The organism is Plesiocystis pacifica SIR-1, assembly GCF_000170895.1.
Classification (GTDB): Bacteria; Myxococcota_A; Polyangia; order Nannocystales; family Nannocystaceae; genus Plesiocystis; species Plesiocystis pacifica.
The window spans coordinates 86780-103214 of sequence record NZ_ABCS01000020.1; the positions used below are offsets into that span (position 1 = coordinate 86780).

15 protein-coding genes are annotated in these 16435 nt (G+C 71.0%); 6 read left to right on the plus strand and 9 right to left on the minus strand.

All coding sequences use genetic code 11. The annotated features are described in order from the left end of the window. Positions 1 to 6 precede the first annotated feature (6 nt). From PPSIR1_RS42580 to PPSIR1_RS12905, 4 genes are all read right to left on the minus strand, one after another. Positions 7 to 2238, minus strand: coding sequence for a hybrid sensor histidine kinase/response regulator (locus PPSIR1_RS42580; RefSeq protein ID WP_006971511.1), 2232 nt, complete (start codon positions 2236 to 2238; stop codon positions 7 to 9). After that, positions 2235 to 3461 carry an FIST signal transduction protein gene (locus PPSIR1_RS12895; RefSeq protein ID WP_006971512.1) on the minus strand — a complete coding sequence of 409 codons (1227 nt, stop codon included), beginning with the start codon at positions 3459 to 3461 and terminating at the stop codon, positions 2235 to 2237. The genes PPSIR1_RS42580 and PPSIR1_RS12895 overlap by 4 nt, the downstream gene beginning before the upstream one ends. Before the next feature lie 239 nt (positions 3462 to 3700). Next, the gene (locus tag PPSIR1_RS12900) at positions 3701 to 4165 is read right to left on the minus strand and encodes a hypothetical protein (protein ID WP_006971513.1); all 465 of its coding nucleotides are present in this window, start codon (positions 4163 to 4165) and stop codon (positions 3701 to 3703) included. Position 4166: 1 nt separating this feature from the next. Continuing rightward, a complete protein-coding gene (locus PPSIR1_RS12905; RefSeq protein ID WP_157595494.1) occupies positions 4167 to 5210 on the minus strand; it encodes a hypothetical protein in 1044 nt (347 codons plus the stop codon). Positions 5211 to 5297: 87 nt separating this feature from the next. On the opposite strand from PPSIR1_RS12905, the gene PPSIR1_RS12910 reads away from it, so the two are divergent. Further along, positions 5298 to 6542 (plus strand): hypothetical protein, encoded by a 1245-nt coding sequence (locus tag PPSIR1_RS12910; protein WP_006971515.1) that lies wholly within the window; start codon positions 5298 to 5300, stop codon positions 6540 to 6542. A 149-nt stretch (positions 6543 to 6691) separates the two neighbouring features. Here PPSIR1_RS12910 and PPSIR1_RS12915 read toward each other — a convergent pair whose 3' ends face one another. Both PPSIR1_RS12915 and PPSIR1_RS12920 read right to left on the minus strand, forming a co-directional pair. Further along, positions 6692 to 7528 carry a M48 family metallopeptidase gene (locus tag PPSIR1_RS12915; protein WP_006971516.1) on the minus strand — a complete coding sequence of 279 codons (837 nt, stop codon included), beginning with the start codon at positions 7526 to 7528 and terminating at the stop codon, positions 6692 to 6694. 10 nt (positions 7529 to 7538) lie between these two features. Next, positions 7539 to 8375 (minus strand): alpha/beta hydrolase, encoded by an 837-nt coding sequence (locus PPSIR1_RS12920; RefSeq protein ID WP_157595495.1) that lies wholly within the window; start codon positions 8373 to 8375, stop codon positions 7539 to 7541. Between the two features lie 191 nt (positions 8376 to 8566). On the opposite strand from PPSIR1_RS12920, the gene PPSIR1_RS12925 reads away from it, so the two are divergent. Then, complete coding sequence (locus PPSIR1_RS12925; protein ID WP_006971518.1) at positions 8567 to 9592, plus strand: hypothetical protein; 1026 nt, start codon at positions 8567 to 8569, stop codon at positions 9590 to 9592. 41 nt (positions 9593 to 9633) lie between these two features. Here PPSIR1_RS12925 and PPSIR1_RS12930 read toward each other — a convergent pair whose 3' ends face one another. Then, a complete protein-coding gene (locus PPSIR1_RS12930; protein WP_045115905.1) occupies positions 9634 to 10440 on the minus strand; it encodes a hypothetical protein in 807 nt (268 codons plus the stop codon). On the opposite strand from PPSIR1_RS12930, the gene PPSIR1_RS12935 reads away from it, so the two are divergent. Next, positions 10439 to 10723, plus strand: a complete 285-nt coding sequence (locus tag PPSIR1_RS12935; RefSeq protein ID WP_045115906.1) for a hypothetical protein — start codon at positions 10439 to 10441, stop codon at positions 10721 to 10723. The two genes, PPSIR1_RS12930 and PPSIR1_RS12935, sit on opposite strands and share 2 nt — an antisense overlap. A 25-nt stretch (positions 10724 to 10748) precedes the next feature. Further along, positions 10749 to 11306, plus strand: coding sequence for a TIGR00730 family Rossman fold protein (locus tag PPSIR1_RS12940; RefSeq protein WP_045115907.1), 558 nt, complete (start codon positions 10749 to 10751; stop codon positions 11304 to 11306). Here the strand turns inward: PPSIR1_RS12940 and PPSIR1_RS12945 are convergent. After that, on the minus strand, positions 11277 to 12002 hold the full coding sequence (locus PPSIR1_RS12945; RefSeq protein WP_006971520.1) for a hypothetical protein: 726 nt from the start codon (positions 12000 to 12002) through the stop codon (positions 11277 to 11279). The genes PPSIR1_RS12940 and PPSIR1_RS12945 overlap by 30 nt on opposite strands. Further along, positions 11999 to 12544: an RNA polymerase sigma factor gene (locus PPSIR1_RS12950; protein WP_045115927.1), complete on the minus strand. Its 546-nt coding sequence runs from the start codon at positions 12542 to 12544 to the stop codon at positions 11999 to 12001. Before PPSIR1_RS12950 ends, PPSIR1_RS12945 begins: the two co-directional genes overlap by 4 nt. A 287-nt stretch (positions 12545 to 12831) precedes the next feature. On the opposite strand from PPSIR1_RS12950, the gene PPSIR1_RS12955 reads away from it, so the two are divergent. Next, positions 12832 to 14295, plus strand: a complete 1464-nt coding sequence (locus PPSIR1_RS12955) for a spondin domain-containing protein (RefSeq protein WP_157595496.1) — start codon at positions 12832 to 12834, stop codon at positions 14293 to 14295. A gap of 89 nt (positions 14296 to 14384) precedes the next feature. Next, positions 14385 to 16331, plus strand: a complete 1947-nt coding sequence (locus tag PPSIR1_RS12960; RefSeq protein WP_053335357.1) for a membrane dipeptidase — start codon at positions 14385 to 14387, stop codon at positions 16329 to 16331. Positions 16332 to 16435 lie beyond the last annotated feature (104 nt).

Below are 16435 nucleotides of genomic sequence, written 5' to 3' on the forward strand. Positions count from 1 at the left end.
CGCGGCTCAGGAAGGCGGCGCGTCGCCGGTAGCGAGGGCCTTGGCGACGGCGCGGCTGAGCCCGACGCGGGTGTAGGGCTTGGTCAGCAGGCCGAGGGCGCCAGCGCGTCGCAGGGCCCGGACGTCTCGCTCGCGGGTGAAGCCCGAGAGCAGCAGGACGCGGACCTCGGGGTCGAGCTCGCGGAGCCCGGCGAAGCACTCGTGCACGCTCAGGCCGGGCATGATCATGTCGAGGAGGACCAGGGCAAACGCGTCGCCGCGCTCGGCGTAGACGCGCAGGGCCTCGCGGCCGTCGGCGACCGCGGTGACGCGGTAGCCGAGGGTCTCGAGCATGCCCTGGGCGGCGACGCGGGCGGCTCGCTCGTCGTCGACGACGAGCACGTGGCCGTGGCCAAGGACGAGCTCGTCTCCGTCCTCGGGCGCGAGCTCGCGGGTCGACAGGGGCAGGCGCAGGTAGAACGAGGTGCCGACCCCGAGCTCGCTGTCGACGGCCACGCTGCCGCCGTGCTGCTCGATGATCCCCTGGACGGCGGCGAGGCCCAGGCCCGTGCCCTTGCCTTCTTTTTTGGTCGTGAAGAAGGGCTCGAAGATGCGCGCGAGGTTGTCTTCCGAGATCCCGGAGCCGGTGTCGCGGACCTCGATCTCGAGCTGCGTCGGCTCGCGCAGGCGCGTGCTGAAGGTGAGCTTCCCGCCCCCGTGCATGGCGTGGGAGGCGTTGACGCCGAGGTTGATGAGCGCGCTGAGCAGTCGCCCGCGGTCGCCGATGACCGTCGCGTGAGCGGCGTCGAGCCGGGTCTGGATCTGGACCCGCTTGTCGAGGCTGCGCCGGAGCAGGGCGACGGCCTCGCGGACGCTGGCGTGCACGTCCACGGGGGACAGCTCGACGTGGCTCTTGCGCGAGAAGGAGAGCAGCTGGGCGGTGAGCTCGGCCGAGCGCTCGGCGGCGTCGGAGATCAGCTCGATGAAGGGCAGGGCGTCCTCCTCCTCCTCGGGGGAGATCGTGGCGCGCAGGAGCTCCGCGCCGCCGAGGATGCCCGTGAGCATGTTGTTGAAGTCGTGGGCCACGCCGCTGGCGAGCAGGCCGAGGGCGTCCATCTTGTCGCGCTGGGCGAGCTGAGCCTGGAGCTCGTGCTGCTCGGTGACGTCGTGGAGCACGAGCACCAGCCCGTCCCTGGCGCCGACGCTGTCGAGGATCAGCGCGTGCGAGGGCACGACCCGGCGCCGGCCGAGGGGGCCGTCGATGAGCAGCGGGCGGCCGCTGAGCTCGGGACCCGCGCCCTCGCTGAGCAGCTCGGACAGGGGGAGGGCCAGGGGCTCGGCGCCGATCGGATCGCGGACCGTGAGCAGCTCGTCGAGGGGCCGGCCGCGAGCGTCCTCGACGCGCACCCCCGTGAGCCGCGAGGCGACGGGGTTCATCCACGCGACGCCGCCGAGGGTGTCGGTCGCGATCACGGCGTCTCCGATGGCGTTGAGCGTGCTCTGGAGGCGCTGCTCGCTCTCGGTCAGCTCGCTCAGGCTGGTGTTGACGCGGTCGGCGAGGGCGTCGAAGCTGCGCGCGAGCAGCTCGACCTCGTCCTTGCTGCTGCGCTGCGACTCGTCGGCGGCCTCGCGGGAGGCCCAAAAGGCGCTCGCGCGGTCGACGAGGGCCAAGATCGGCTCGGACACGCGGTAGCCCACGTAGTAGGCCCCGAGCGCGCCGAGGGTGCCGGTGACGCCCAGCCACAGCAGCAGGGCGTCGAGCAGGGCCTCGCGGCTGTCCTCGCGCACGGGGGCGAGGGAGAACTGCATGCGCACGCAGCCGATCGCGCCGTGCTTGGGGTCGAGCACGGGGCGCTCGATCTCGAGGAGCTCCTCCGCCGGGTCGGGCCGCAGCTGCGTCGAGGGCTCGGCGCAGCTGCGGGCCGGTGGCGCTGGGCCGCCGCGCCAGGCCACGGGCAGCCCGTCCGCGTCGTGGATGGCCATGTGCTCGGCGGACGCGGACTCGCTCGCCGCGTCGAGCTGTTCATCGAGCAGGCGCTCGTCCTCGATGACCAGGCCCTCGACGCTGCCGCGGGCGAGCTGCTGGGCGACGAGCTCCGCGCGGGCCGTGAACTCGAGCTCGAGCGCGGCCTGGAAGCGGACGACGTTGCGCAAGGTGACGAGCAGCACCGGCAAGGTGGCGCAGGTGATCACCAGCAAGAAGGTGCGCGTGCGCAGCCCCAGGCGCCGTCGGGGCTCTCGGGGCAGGGCCGAGCTCACCGCGAGAACACCATCATCGAGCTCATCAGGTTCCCCGCGAAGTAGCCATGGTCGGGGATCATGCCCTGCTCTCCCCCGAAGAAGCCGCCGATGTAGGGGGCGCCGTCGGTCTGGGTATTGATCGCGTCGACGATGCCGCCGGCCTTGCCGTCGGCCCCGATGCCCAGGGCCATGCCGGCGCCGATGCAGTAGATGTGCACGCCGCCCGCGAGCTGTGGGCGGGGGATCCGGGCTTCGGCCATGGCCCGTCGGGTGACGACGCCGCTGCGCTGGATGAGCGCCTCGTCGCTCCCCTCGACGTAGTGGAGGGTCTCGCCCTTGGTCACGGACACGCCGCCGTCGAGGGAGCCGTCGGGGTTGAAGCGCCAGGGGTGCAGGGTCACGAAGTGGGGCTCCCCGCTCTTGGTGTCGAGGGCCTTGGCGAGGGGCTGCAGGACGCTCTCGTTGACGATGACGGGCGCGCTGCGACTGGCCTCGACCTGCTCGCGAAAGGCGCCTTCGGACCACTCGTCGTAGACCTCGAGGGCGGGGCGGCCGTCGATGGTCGTGATCACGTGGTCGTCGTCGGGAGCGACCCCGGTCACGACCCCGCGCTTCATCCGGCCAGAGAAGCCGCCGTGGAAGTGCGTCCCGACCTTGGTCTCGCTGAACAGGACGGCGAGGCCGACCCCCTCGGCGTAGACCTCGTCGTTGGCGATCACGGCGCCGTGGGTGATGGTCGAGGTGACCGCGTTGCCCCCGATCATCGGCACGGGGATCGACAGCGACTCGTTGAGCGCCTCGCAGTACTGCTCGGAGTGCCCCATGGCCTGGCTGGTGATCATCGCCGTGGGCGTGGAGTCGGGCCTTTGTCCGGCGGAGGCGAGGGCGAGGGTGTAGAGCTCCCGGCCGAGCGCGCGGTGCTCGAGGTTGTCCCCGTCGAGGAGGGGGGCGCCCGCGATCCCCACGCGGAGGTCCTCGGCGGCGAAGCCGAGCATGGCGATCGCTCCGCCTTCGAGGCCGTGGATGCCTTCGGAGGTGAACACCGCGTTGGCCGACTGCATGCCGAAGATCTGCGCGTCGGGGTGGCGGCTTCGGACGGCGTCGTGGATCGCGTCGGGGCTGTGCGGCTCGGTGAAGAACACCAACACGAAGCGAGGCTCGGGGACGTCGGCTCCGACCTTGGCCAGGGCTTGCTCGCTCGCCGCGGCCGTGTCTGCGAGCTCGGACCACCCCGAGGCCATGAGCAGCCGTGCCGACGGGTCCTCTCGAGTCGGCTCACCGGCCGGGTCGAGAGCCAGACCTCGGGCTGGCTCTTCTCGCTCGGCCGGCGGGCTGGCCGGGCCGCAGCTGATGGCGACACTGATGAACCCAACGAGGAGCGGCGCTGTGTGCGAGGTGGCCCTGCTCCCAAAAAGGCGCATGGTGACCAGGATATCAGAGTGCTGCGTCGTTCACGCGCAGTTTTGAACTCGCGCTCCCGTCAGTTCGCGTCGAGCTGTCGTTCTCGCTGGAGGGCCTCCTCGTATTGCTGGGCGGCTTCGCGCTGGCTCGACTGATAGACGAACACCGACCCCGCGGCCAGGATGACCGGCGAGAGCATGAGCGCGGCGAGGGCGAGCCGCGGAGGCAGGGCCCGCGGGGCTGCGTGGATCCGCCAGCTGAGGCCTGCGGCGAGGAGGAAGGGGCACAGCAGGAGCCAAGCTGCTGGATCGAGGTGGGGGCCGACGAGCACGGCGAGGACCGTGGCGAGGGCGAGCCAGGCCCACGCGAGCCGTACATAGATCGGGGCGGGCTCATCGTCGCGAGCGCGGACGAGCAGCGCGACGAGGGTGCCGAGGGCCAGCAAGATCGTCGCGCCAAGGCCGGCGGCGACGGCAGCGAAGACCTCGTCGGGGGTCGCCCCGTTCCCGAGGAGCGCGGGGAGGGGAGCGCCGGAGCGGAGCATGTCAGGGCTCGCAGTCCAGCGGGTGGGCCTCGAGGACCACGTCGAGGGTCGTTTCGATTAACGCGCGGGCGTCGTCCACGGGCAGGCCAAAGCCGACGTGGATGTGCCCCGCGGCGAGGTTGTCCTCGGCCTCGAGGTTGTAGAGCAGGCCGTGCAGGCCCATGAAGCCCGACAGGAAGTTGCCGCTGGTCTCTTGGTCGATGGCCACGGTCGTCAGGTTCAGGGCCGCGGTCGCGTCGAGGATGGCCTCGAGGGGCAGCTGGGAGGGGAGCTGGTCGCCCTGGCGGTAGGTGCTGATGCCGGCCCAAGAGCGCGCCTCGATGCTGTCCTGGGTCGGGAAGATGACCTCGCCGTAGCCGTCGGGGTACCAGTCGAGGGCGGGCTGGGGGCCGCCCGCGGCGTGGCCACCCTCGACGGCCTCGAGCTCCCAGCCGATCTCACCGCCGCGGCTGGTGGTGATCAAGATGGCGGGCGCGTATTCGTCGACGATGGCCCAAAAGTCCTGGGAGGTGTCCTGGTAGTCGACCTGCAGGTCGGACTCGGGCGAGCCCACGGCCCCGGGGTCGCCGAGCTCGTCGTTGGTGGGGTCGCCGTCCGGGGGGAACTCGGGGAAGAAGGCGTAGACGTCGTAGCCGTGGTCGTGCCAGTTCGCGCCCATCCAGCCCTCGGGGTTTTGGTCGGGGTTTTGGCTCCACGGGCGGAGCATCTCGTTGGTCGGCGGCCAGTAGCCGGTGACGACGACGGTGTTGTTGCACGGCGGGGCTTGGGTCTCGGAGCTGGACTCGTCGGTGTCCGTGTCCGATTCGGTCCCGGTCTCGGTGTCTGTCTCGGTCTCGGAGCTGGACTCGGTCTCGGTCTCGGTCTCGGTGCTCGACGACTCTCCCGTTTCAGTCTCGGTCTCGGTGTCCGTGCTCGAGTCGGTCTGCCCGACCTCGTCCGCGCCCTCGTCCTCGGTGGGCGCAGCCGCGTCGGAGCACGCGAGCGTGCACGCCCCCACAAAGCCCAGCCCCAACGTCAGCGACCACCCTCGGCTCGTGTTCCGCACGGCGAGACTCTAACCAAAAAATGGACGGCGCCGTTCACCCCCGCGGTCACCGAGCACCTCGTCAGCCTGTGTCATCATGGCGCTCGCATGTCTCCGACCAAGAAGGCGCCCGTCGTGATCAACCGTGCTGGCGAGGCGATCGGCGGCTGGGACTCGCCCCTGTCCAAGCCGACGGGCGACGGGGGGAAGCGCTACGTGTGCTTCGACTTTCCCGTCGGCGAGCGCGTGGAGATCGATGCCAAGTACGTGGGCTGGACCCTCGAGCTCTCGGCGAAGGGCTTCACCTTCGAGGACGGCGAGCGCGAGGCCCAGCTCGAGGCCGGCGAGACCCTCGTGATCGTCGCCGACCGCGAGTCTCCTCCGCTGAGCGAGGCCGAGCTGCACCGCGCCTACTCGCTGTGCATGGCCGCCCTCGAGCACGGCGGCTTCATGCCTCCATGGCTCGAGCTCGAGGACGAAGATCGCCACGACGACTACTACGACGAGCCGTGGCGCTGGGTCGCGGTCGAGCTCGGTCGCCCCGAGGATAGCCACGCGACCCTCGGCGAGATGGTCTGCAACGCGTCGTGCTACGCGTCCAAGCGCGGGTCCTGGCTGGGTCACTACGCTCGCTACGCAGCTCGCCAAGAGCCCTCGCCGATCGCGGGGGCGGACGGGCTGCAGCTCGCCCTCGACGAGGACCAGCTCGCCCTCGTCGCCTACTTTCGCGCGCTCGATCGCTTCCCCGGCGGCAACGCCGACATGCACACGCTCAAGTACACCCTGCGCTTCGTCGACGGCGAGGCTCGGCTGTCCGCCAACCACTGCGCCAACTGGGACGGCTCGCACACCAAGAACGACACGCCCCTCGAGCTCCCCGCCCCCGACGCGGCGCTGCTCGACCGGGCGCTGCTCGCCCCGCTCGTCGCGCTGTTCGAAGCCGAGGCTCCGGGCCGCCAGAGCCTCGAGCTCGTCGACAGCTACGAAGACGAGTACGCCCTCGAGGCCGCGTGGAGCTCGGTCGAGCTCCTCGTCTACGCCCGCCCCGAGCCCGGCGCGTCGCCGTCGACGGGCATGATGGGCTACCCCGCGGACGCCGTGGAGCAGGGCCCGCTGCTGTTCCGCGTCCACCTGTGCAGCACCGAAGGCCCCGGCGGGGCAAAGGAGCACCCGCAGGCCCACGCCGTGCTCGACGGTCTGCGCGAGCTGCTCGGCATGGGCGACGCGGCCAGCTTCGCCGACGGTGCGTGCGCGGCCGCGAGGGCCCTCGACGCGCCCAAGTCCGGCAACTGGGACGGCACCTTCGACTGGCCCTACGTCATGCCGCTGTACCTGCACGACTGCGAGCTCTAGCGGGCTGCGAAGCCTGGAGCTCGCGGAGGTGGCCGAGCATGACCTCCGTGTTCGCCCGGGACGGGACGGGGTCGCCTCGTCGGCGAACGGGAACTGAAAGGGACATCGTCATCCCGTAGCCCGCGCTGGGCGTGCGCAGGGCCAGGCGGCTAGCCCGTCCCCGAGACCTTCGCGTAGCCGCCCTCGCGGACCCACAGGTCCAGGTGCTTGGCGCGCATGATCGGGAAGGGGTGGGTGCGGAAGATGGTGAGCAAGAGCTTGTAGGCCCGGTCGAGGTTGGAGGCGTCGCGGTCCTCGTAGGCCCGGATCTGGCGCAGGAACTCAGCCTGATCCATGTCCTCGACCAAGCTCTCGGCCCCGCCGGCGAGCTTCATGAACACCCGCGTGGCCACGGCCGGATCTTGCACGGCCAAGAGCGCGGCCCGGTCCGCGCTGAGCTCGGCCTTGCGGTACCAGTCGAGCAGGGGCAGGGCCAGGCCGGCCCCGAGCAGGGAGCCCACGCCGAGGGTCATCTTGCCGATGACCTCGATGAGCGCCGCGAGGTTCTCGGCGACGAGGGTGTAGAGCACGTGCTCGCACTTGACGTGGCCGAGCTCGTGGCAGATGACGAACATCTTCTCTTTTTCGTCGAGCAGGTTGAGCAGCGAGGAGGTGATGACGATGAAGGGCTTGGTGTGGCCGTAGGTGTAGGCGTTGTAGGCCGGGTCCAGGGACACGTAGAACTCGGGCGGCTCTTCGATGTCGAGGATCTTGCAGCCCCACGTCAGGTAGCGGTGGAGCTTGGGGAACATCGACTCGGTCACGCGCACGTTGTCGGCGACGTTTTGCAGGTAGTAGACCCGCTCGAAGCTGTACTCCATGACCTTGGCGATCAGCTTGTCGAGGCCGGGGACGTTCTTGAGGGCGCCGGTGGCCTTGACGTCCCAGGGGTGCATGAAGTCGGTCGGCTGCAGGCCTGGGTAGGTCTTGAGTCTGGAGCTGGACATGGCAGGGGGCTCAGTTGGCGGGGGCAGAGGGCAGGGCGCCGGTGATGCCGGCCATGAGCTCCGCGCGCATGGCCGGCGGGATGGCGTGGCCGACCCCTTCGTAGGTCTTGAGCTCGACGCTGTAGTCCGCCTCCTGGAGCGCGGCGACGCACTCGGCCGTGGGCAGGTACTTCACGGCGCGGTCCTGGTCGCCGTGGAAGGCGACCATCGGCGGGGCGTCGGCGGGCGCGGTCTTGTCGGCGTCGTCCATGAGCGGGGGCGGGAACCACCCGCCGACGGGGAAGGCGGCCGAGAACAGCTCGCCGTGGTGGACAGCGAGGGTGAAGGTCAGCATCCCGCCCTGGGAAAAGCCCGTGACGATCGGCTTGCCGACGGTCGGGCGATCCTTGGCGAGGGCCGCGATGGCGGGGGCGAGGGTGTCGGCGGCCTTTTCGATGCCAGCGGCGAGGGCCTCGACGTCGGGGTCGCGGGCGCGGATCGGGAACCATGACCAGCCGGGCTCGTGGGCGTCGAGGGCCCGGGGGAAGATCACCCGGGCCGGCTGGTCGAAGCCGTCGAACAGGTGGGCGAAGTCGCGGGGGTTGTCGCCGAGGCCGTGGATGGCGACGATCATCGGGAGCTCGGCGTCGGCCGCGGCACCGCCGGTGACGCGCTCGAAGTAGTGCACGCCCTCGACGCTCGGGAGCGCCAGGGGATCGGCGGGGGGCTCCTCTGTCTTGGGCGCGGGTTCGGGCTGGGGCTCGAGTTTGGGCTCCGGCGCGGCCTTGGGCGCGGGCTTGGCCGCGGGCGGGGCCTCGCAGGCGAGGGCCACGAGCAAGAGCGCAGGGAGCACGAGCGCACGACGCATGGGCCGAGGGTGGCACGAAGGTGCGGCTGGAGGCCAGGCGCCAGCCTCGTGGAGCCTCGTGGAGCCCATGGAGCCCCATGGAGCCAGGGCGGGGGAAGGATCCGGGCGCTCGGGGTCATGGAGCGGCGATGGGGCGGCTGCTAGAGTCGAGCGCGGCGATGGGGTCGAGGTGGCACACGAGATCAGCCCTGGTGCTGGCGAGCCTGATGGCGCTCGCGGGCTGCGGTCGAGATCTGCTGCCCAACAACAACTTCGGCTCCCTGGGCGAGGGCGACGAGGCCGACGAGGGCGGGCCCGGGGCGGGCGCGGACGATGGCGCGACGACGGCCTCGACCACCGACGACGACGTGGGCGAAGACGGGCCGACCTCGAGCTCCGACGAGGCCCCCACCAGCGACACCGCGAGCGAGGGCCCCACGAGCGACACCGCCGACGAGTCCGAGGACGAGACCGCGAGCGCGACGACGGCGAGCGCCGACGAGTCCACCGACGCCGACGACCAGGACGACGTCGACGAGAGCGACAGCTTTGACGGCGTGGACACCTGGGGCACCCCGCCGGACGTCACCAACGAGCCCTGCGCGCCCCTGGCCCAGGACTGCTTCCCCACCCACAAGTGCGTGCCCTATGCCACCGTCGAGGGCAGCCCCTTCCTCGACGCCAACAAGTGCATGCCGATCCTCGGCGACAAGATCTGGGGCGAGCCGTGCACCCTCAGCGACTTCAACGAGGCCCAGGACGACTGCAACGGCGAGGGCTTTTGCTGGAACCTCGAGTGGGTCGAGGGCGAGCTGCACGGGACCTGCGTGCCCTTTTGCGTCGGCTCGCCCCAGGACCTGATGTGCCCCGAGGGCTGGGGCTGCCTGTTCTCGGGCGCCGTGGCTCTGTGCGCGAAGCAGTGCCACCCCCTCGCCCAGGACTGCCCGCTGGACTACGGCTGCTACTGGGCGGGCAACGGCTTCGACTGCGGGCTGGTCGCGAGCCCCGGGGGCGACCTCGAGGCCTGCGACATGACCAACGACTGCGTGCCGGGCTTGGCCTGCGTCGACAAGGCCCTGGTGCCCGAGTGCAGCGGTAGCGACGTGAACTGCTGCACGCCGTGGTGCGACATCACGGGGCCCGACACCTGCGCGGCGCCGCGCAGCTGCGTGCCCTTCTTCGAGCCCGGCCAGGCGCCGCCGAGCTTCGGCGACGTCGGCGTGTGCATCTTGGGCTAGCGGTTCACCCACGGGGGTGATGGCTGCGGCTGGCGGATCCGTCAGCCTGGCGGGGGCCACCCAAGCGCCTGTGTCGATCTCGCCAGCGACGCGGCGGGCCCCGGCGTCTGCGCTAGGCTGGGGTCGTGGCGCAGCAGCTGGACATGGCCGGGATCATCACCGGCTACGTGCGTGAAAAAGCCTCTCAACACCCCATGAGCCCCGCAGAGCGGATTCGCCAGCGCTCGGTGCTCGAGGAGTTCGTCGGCGCGCGGGAGCTCGGGGAGCTCCCGAGCCTCGGCCCCGCCGACGTCGAGGCCTTCGTCGCGCACTTGCAGAGCTTCGGCGCGGACCGGGCGGCGGCGGACGACGGACGATCGGTCGCGCACGGCTTCGTGCAGTTCGTGGGCTCGGGAGGCATCGCGCGGGTCCAGGAGGCCGCGCCGGACTCTGAGGAGCGCCCGCTCTTCGACCCCGTCGTGCTCGCGGCCATGCGCGAGGACTTGCTGCGCCTGTGGGGCATCGAGGGGATGGCCTTCGCCCTCGCCGCGGCGGCGCCCTTGATCTTCGTCGTCTTGGGCCTGACCCTGGTCGGAATTCTCTTCTACATCGCGGGGTTGGCCGCGACCTACTTTTTGATCCTCGCCCACGTCGCCAAGGGGCGGCGGAAGCTCCCTCAGGCCGCGGGGGACCGGCTCCTCGAGCACCTGGGCCGAGGCGCGGCGCTCATGGTGATCGCCGTGCTCCCGGCCCTGGTCGTCAACCTGTACCTCGACGTCAGCGGCTTCGAAGGCGGCGGGCTGTGGCTGGGGACCGGGCTCGCGCTCTTGCTCGGGGTGGCGCTGGTCCCCGCGGGGACCCATCGCCATGTTCACCTACCACTCGGGCCTGCTGGCCCTCGCGCCGCACCTGTGGGTCCGCGTGATCTCGAAGATCCCGCGCTCTTACACCCGCGTCGCCTTGGTCTACCTGGCCCTGGGCGCGCTCGCGCTGCTGTGGACCTTCGGGCTGTTCAGCGTCTTGGGCATGGGCGGGGCGGCGCCGAGCTGGTCGCTGCTGATGTGGGCGCCGCCGACCAACGTGCTCGTGCTGGGCATGGCGGTCACCCTGGGCGGCGTCATCGCGCGCAACCCCCAGGCCGTGGAGGAGTGAGGGCGGTCGTGCTACTCCGGCGGCCGTGACCTCCCCGCTCCGTCGTGTGTGCGTCTTTTGTGGCTCCCGAGTGGGGGCGCGGCCCGAGTACGTCGCCGCCGCCCGGGCGATGGGCGAGGCCCTCGCGGCTCGCGGCCTGAGCCTGGTCTACGGCGGCGGCCACGTCGGGCTCATGGGCGTCGTTGCCGACGCGGCCCTCGAGCGAGGCGCCGAGGTCGTCGGGGTGATCCCGGAGTTTCTCGAGGCCCGCGAGGTCGGCCACCGCGGGCTCACGCAGCTGCACGTGGTCAGCGGCATGCACCCGCGCAAGGCCCAGATGGCCGCGCTCGGCGACGCCTTCGTCGCGCTGCCCGGGGGCATGGGCACCCTCGAGGAGCTGTTCGAGATGTTGACCTGGGCCCAGGTCGGGCTGCACCAAAAGCCCATCGGGCTGCTCGACGTGGGCGGCTACTGGCAGCCGCTCGTGGCCATGGTCGAGCACATGATCGCCGAGGGCTTCGTCGCCCCCGAGCACCGCGCGCTGCTGCGGGTCGAGGCCGAGGTGGACGCGCTCCTAGACCGACTCGTTCCGGGCGCGGCGTAGCCCTTCGATCAGGGCCCAGACCGCGAGCACGGGGACCAGCACGCCGGCGTGGCCGAGGACCTGGTGCTCGTGGGCGAGGATGGGGCAGTGGAGCTGGAGCACCAGCATCCCGCCCAGCCACGCGCCGGCAGGGGCGAGCATGCGCGTGAGCGGAACCTGCATCGCCGAGCCGCGATCGAGCAGCAGGATGAGGCCGAGGACCGGGAGGGCCGCGCTCGTGCCGATGCTCAGGCAGGCCGTCGCGCACGGCCACAGCATCGAGCCGGTCCCGGCGCTGAGGTAGGGCTCGGTCAGGTGCGCCGGCGGCATGAACACGATGGCCAGGGCGACGATCAGGTGGCCGAGCAGGCGCAGCGCGATCAGGGGCTCGTGCGTGGGGCACAGCCGCGGGCCGCTGAGGAAGGTGTGCACGGCGCTGATCGACAGCGCGGCCAGGGCGGCGAGCTCGAGCAGCAGGCGCCAGTCCGGGTAGAGGTGCATGTCCGAGCGCGGCCACAGCCACAGCCACAGCCCGGCGAACAGGAGGATGAGGCCCACGGCCAGGGCGATGGCCAGCCACCGCGGCAGCGCGCGCAGGCGCGCGGCGAGTCCGCGCTCGCGCTCGATGTCCGCCTCGATGCGCGCGAACAGATCGTCAAACTCGCCGCTCGCGTCCGGGCGCGGCTCGGTCTGGGGGTGGTCGTCGGTCGTGCTCATGGTGCGAGCCTCCCCAGGTATGCGAGCTGCCCCGGCTCGGTTACACCCTGGCGCTCGAGGGTGGCGCGGATGCTCTTGTAGGCCCGGTGGGCGCGGACCTTGACGGCGCCGTGGGTCGAGCCGACCACGCCGGCGATCTCGGGGAAGCTGAAGCCCTCGAACCAAAACAGCTCGACGACCTGGCGCTGGGCCGCCGGCAAGGTCGCGACGGCCTGGCGCAGCTCCCGGGCGGCCATGAGCTCGTCGGGGTCGCCGTCGATGGACGCGGGGTCGATGGCCAGCGCGCCCTCGGAGCGCCGGCCGACCCGGCGAAAGTAGCTGCGCTTGACGTTGAGGGCGATGGTGTAGATCCACGGCCGAAAGGACGCGTCGGTGCGGTAGTCGGCCCGGGCTCGGTGGAGCTGGAGGAAGGTCTGCTGCAGGAGGTCGTCGGCGACCTCGCGGTCGTGGAGGCCGCGGAGCATGGTCCGGCGCAGGCGGGGAGCGTAGCGCTCGAACAGCTGCCGAAAGGCTGCACGGTCGCCTCGCTGATAGCGGGACATGAGCTCTTCGTCGCTGACCACCGCGGTCAAAACGGGACGTTCTTGAGAACGTAACGCTGGCCGAGAAAAAAGCCGTGTGAGTGCCGCGCGAGATGGGTTGTAACTGCGCGGTGCGTTGCTGGGTATGGCGGACATCAGCGAACGCGCCCGGCTCCCAAATGCCGTTGTTTGAGCACAGGCGCCTCTAGACGCACGTTTTCGCGGAGCCTGTCCAGGCTCGCGGGAGGGCGCGACGACGGGGACCTGCGCGCAGCGGCGGAGCAAGTCGGGACAGGAGAAGCCAGACCATGACACTGCAATTCGATCAATCTTCCCGTCTTTCGATCACTGCCCTTTCCCTTGCGACCCTGTTCGGGTTCAGCCTCGCGGCGTGCACGGATCCGATGGACCCGACGGACGACGGCGACGAGCTGGGCGAGGACGGGACCGACGGCGCCGACGCGGACGAAGAGGGCGAGGACGACAGCACGGAGGACGAGGGCGAGGAGGAGTCCGGGGGCGAGGCGCAGACCTTCGTCGTCGAGATCGAGAACGTCTCGCCGAGCACCGGCCACCTGCTCAGCGGCACCACGGCCGTGCCCGAGGGCGCCGACGAGCCTGGCCCGTTGCTGCCCGGCTCGACCTACGTCGTCGACTTCCACGCCGGCCCGGGCCACGCGATCAGCTTCGCGCACATGTTCGTGCCCTCGAACGACCTCTTCTACGGCCCGGACAGCGACGGTATCGCGCTCTACGACGCCGAGGGCAACCCGCGCTCGGGCGACGTGACCGACGAGGTGCTGCTGTGGGACGCGGGCACGGAGGCCAACGAGGAGCCGGGGGCGGGGCCCAACCAGGTCCTCAACCAGGGCGACGCGGACACGGGCCCGGCCGATCCGGACACCAGCGTGCGCCTGGCCAGCGACGACTTCGGCAACCTCCCGGAGGTGTCCGACGTGCTCAGCGTCGAGCTCATCGCCCACGGCGACAGCATGTTCAGCCTGCGCCTGACCAACGTCTCCACGGGGACGACCCTGACCAGCTCCGAGGGCGACTCGCCCGTGCCCGTGGCCCCCGGCGTGTGGGCCGTGCACGGCGAGGGCGAGGCCCCGCTGTTCATGGAAGGTCAGCCAGACGCGGGCGATGGTCTCGAGGCCCTGGCCGAGGATGGCGCGATCGATGGTCTCGCCGCGGCGTTGGCGGAGCGTACGGCCCTGGTGGGACCCCTGGCCCCAGGGGTTTGGGTCGTGCACGGAGAGCAGCCGGCGCTGTTCGAAGTCGGCGAGGCCGACCTCGGCCAGGGACTCGAGGCTTTGGCGGAGGACGGCGATCCTTCGGGGCTGGAGGCCTCGCTGCTCGACGCGGGCTACGCCGCGGGGGCCTACGCCGTGCCCGAGGGCGCCGACGGCCCGGGCCCGCTGTTCTCGGGTGCGCGCTACAGCTTCACCGTCGAGGCCGCGCCTGGCGATCACCTGAGCTTCGCCAACATGCTCGTCCAGTCCAACGACCTGTTCTACGGCCTGGACGCCGCAGGGCTCGCGCTGTTCAGCGAGGACGGCGCGCCGATCTCGGGGGACCTCACCGCGCAGATTCAGCTGTGGGACGCGGGCACCGAGGTCAACCAGTTCCCCGGCGCGGGGCTGGACCAGGCGCCGCGACAGAGCGGTCCAAATACGGGCGCGGACGAGGGCGGCGTGGTCATGGTCGTCGACGACGGCTACGCCTACCCCGCGGTGAGCGATGTCGTGCGCGTGACGATCACGCCGCAGTGAATCGCTCGGCTCGAAGCCGGACAATCCGACCGAAGGCCCAGGGGCGAGCGCCCTTGGGCCTTTCAGATCGGGAGGCTAGACTCCCGAAGATGCGTCGCCTGTCTTGCTCTTCGCTCTGGTCCACCCCGCTCAGCCTGGGCCTGCTCCTGTCTGTGACCGCGTGCCCTGGCGACGACGGCGAGGGCGGCGACGAGATCAGCCAGCCGGACACGACGGCCGACACCACCGCCGACACCACCGCCGATACGGGCGAGACCGGCGAACAGCCCGAGCCGTTGACCGGCGTCGCCGACCTGCACCTGCACATGTTCGCCGAGGAGGCCTTCGGCGGGGGCTGGTTCCACGGCCAGGTCGAGGGCCCCGCCGAGATCGCCCTGGCGATGTGCGACGGCGGCACGCCCGGCGACCACGGCATGCTGCGCGAGGACCTGTCCGTGCTGTTCACCGCCTGCGACGAGGCCATCTACACCGAGGCCATGCTCCAGGTCCCGCTGTTCGGCGCGCTGCTCAACCTCAACGGCCTGGGCATCGCGGAGCTCCTCGCCCAGGTCCCCGGCAGCGACGGCGACACCGGCCTGCACCCCGATCGCACCGACGGCTGGCCCGAGCTCGAGGGCTGGCCGCGCTGGGACGCCATCGCCCACCAGCAGTCCTGGGAGGGCTGGCTCGAGCAGGCCTACGAGGACGGCCTGCGCGTATCGGTGATGTCGGCGGTGACCCTCGACTGGCTGTGCCGGGCCATCGAGCCCGCCAACGTCGAGCGCCCGGACTGCGACGAGATGGACGACGTCATCATCCAGCTCGAGCGCGCCAACGCCTTCGCCGAGGCCAACGACTGGGTCGAGATCGCGCTGTCGGCCGAGGACGCCCGGCGCATCGTGTCCGAGGACAAGCTGGCCATGGTCCTGAGCATCGAGGCCTCGCACATCTTCGGCGACGGCGACTGGGAGGCGAGCTTCGAGGAGGTCTACGCCCTCGGCGTGCGCACCCTCCAGCCCGTCCACCAGCTCGACAACCGCTTCGGCGGGGCCGCGCCGCACAACACCATCTTCCACATGACGCAGATGGAGGAGAGCTGCCACATCGACACCGACTGCGGGCTGACCTCGGGCTCGGTCACCCTCGGCTTCGACGTCGACGAGAACTGCCGCAACACCAAGGGCCTCACCGACGAGGGCGCGGCGCTGATCGAGAAGATGATCGAGCGCGGCATGCCCGTGGACCTCGCGCACATGTCCGAGGCGATGACCGCGGACGTCTACGACATCGCCGTCGCCAACGACTACTACCCGCTCTACCTGTCCCACGCCCACTTCCGCGAGATCATGCTCCCGGCCAAGGGCCGCGAGGAGAAGACCACGCCGATGTTCATCGTCGACATGGTCCGGCAGACCGGGGGCATGGTCGGGCTGCGCACGGCCCACGAGGAGACCAACACCTACGAGCCCTCGCCGGTCACCAACACCTGCCACGGCTCGAGCCGCTCCTTCGCCCAGGCCTACGACTACGGGCGCCTGGGCCTGCAGGTGGCCATCGGCATGGGCTCGGACCTCAACGGCTTCATCCAGCAGACCCGGCCGCGCTTTGCGGCTGACGGCTGCTCGGCGTCCTTCCCCGTCGAGGCGCAGTGCCAGCAACGCGACGAGCGCCTCGAGGGCCTGACCCTCGGCACGCCCTTCGACCAAAAGGGCCTGAGCGAGATGAGCCTGCTCGGCGATCTCATCGACGATCTCGAGCTGCTCGGCTCCGACGTCGAGCCTCTGCGCCGCTCCGCCGACGACTTCGTGCGCATGTGGGAGCGGGCCGAGGGCATGCGTTCGGGGCCGATCCCCGATCTCCCGGCGATGGACGGCTCGGGCGTGACCGTGCTGCCCTCGCACTTCGAGCGCCTGCAGGAGTTCCCCCAGGAGTGCGACGAGGAGTACTGCCCGGGCGCGCTGGTCGCGGGCCAGGTGTGCCGCTTCGACGCGGAGTGCGAGAGTGGGACTTGCGCAGGTGCGGGGGCGTGCGGGAGCCCCGAGGGCATCTGCGAGTAGGGCTGCGTCGAATTCGCAACGCTTCGAGTTGAACTCGTAACGCTTCGGGTTGGATTCGTAACGGCAGCTTCATGGCCCGGCTGCACTCGGCGACGAGAGTCCGG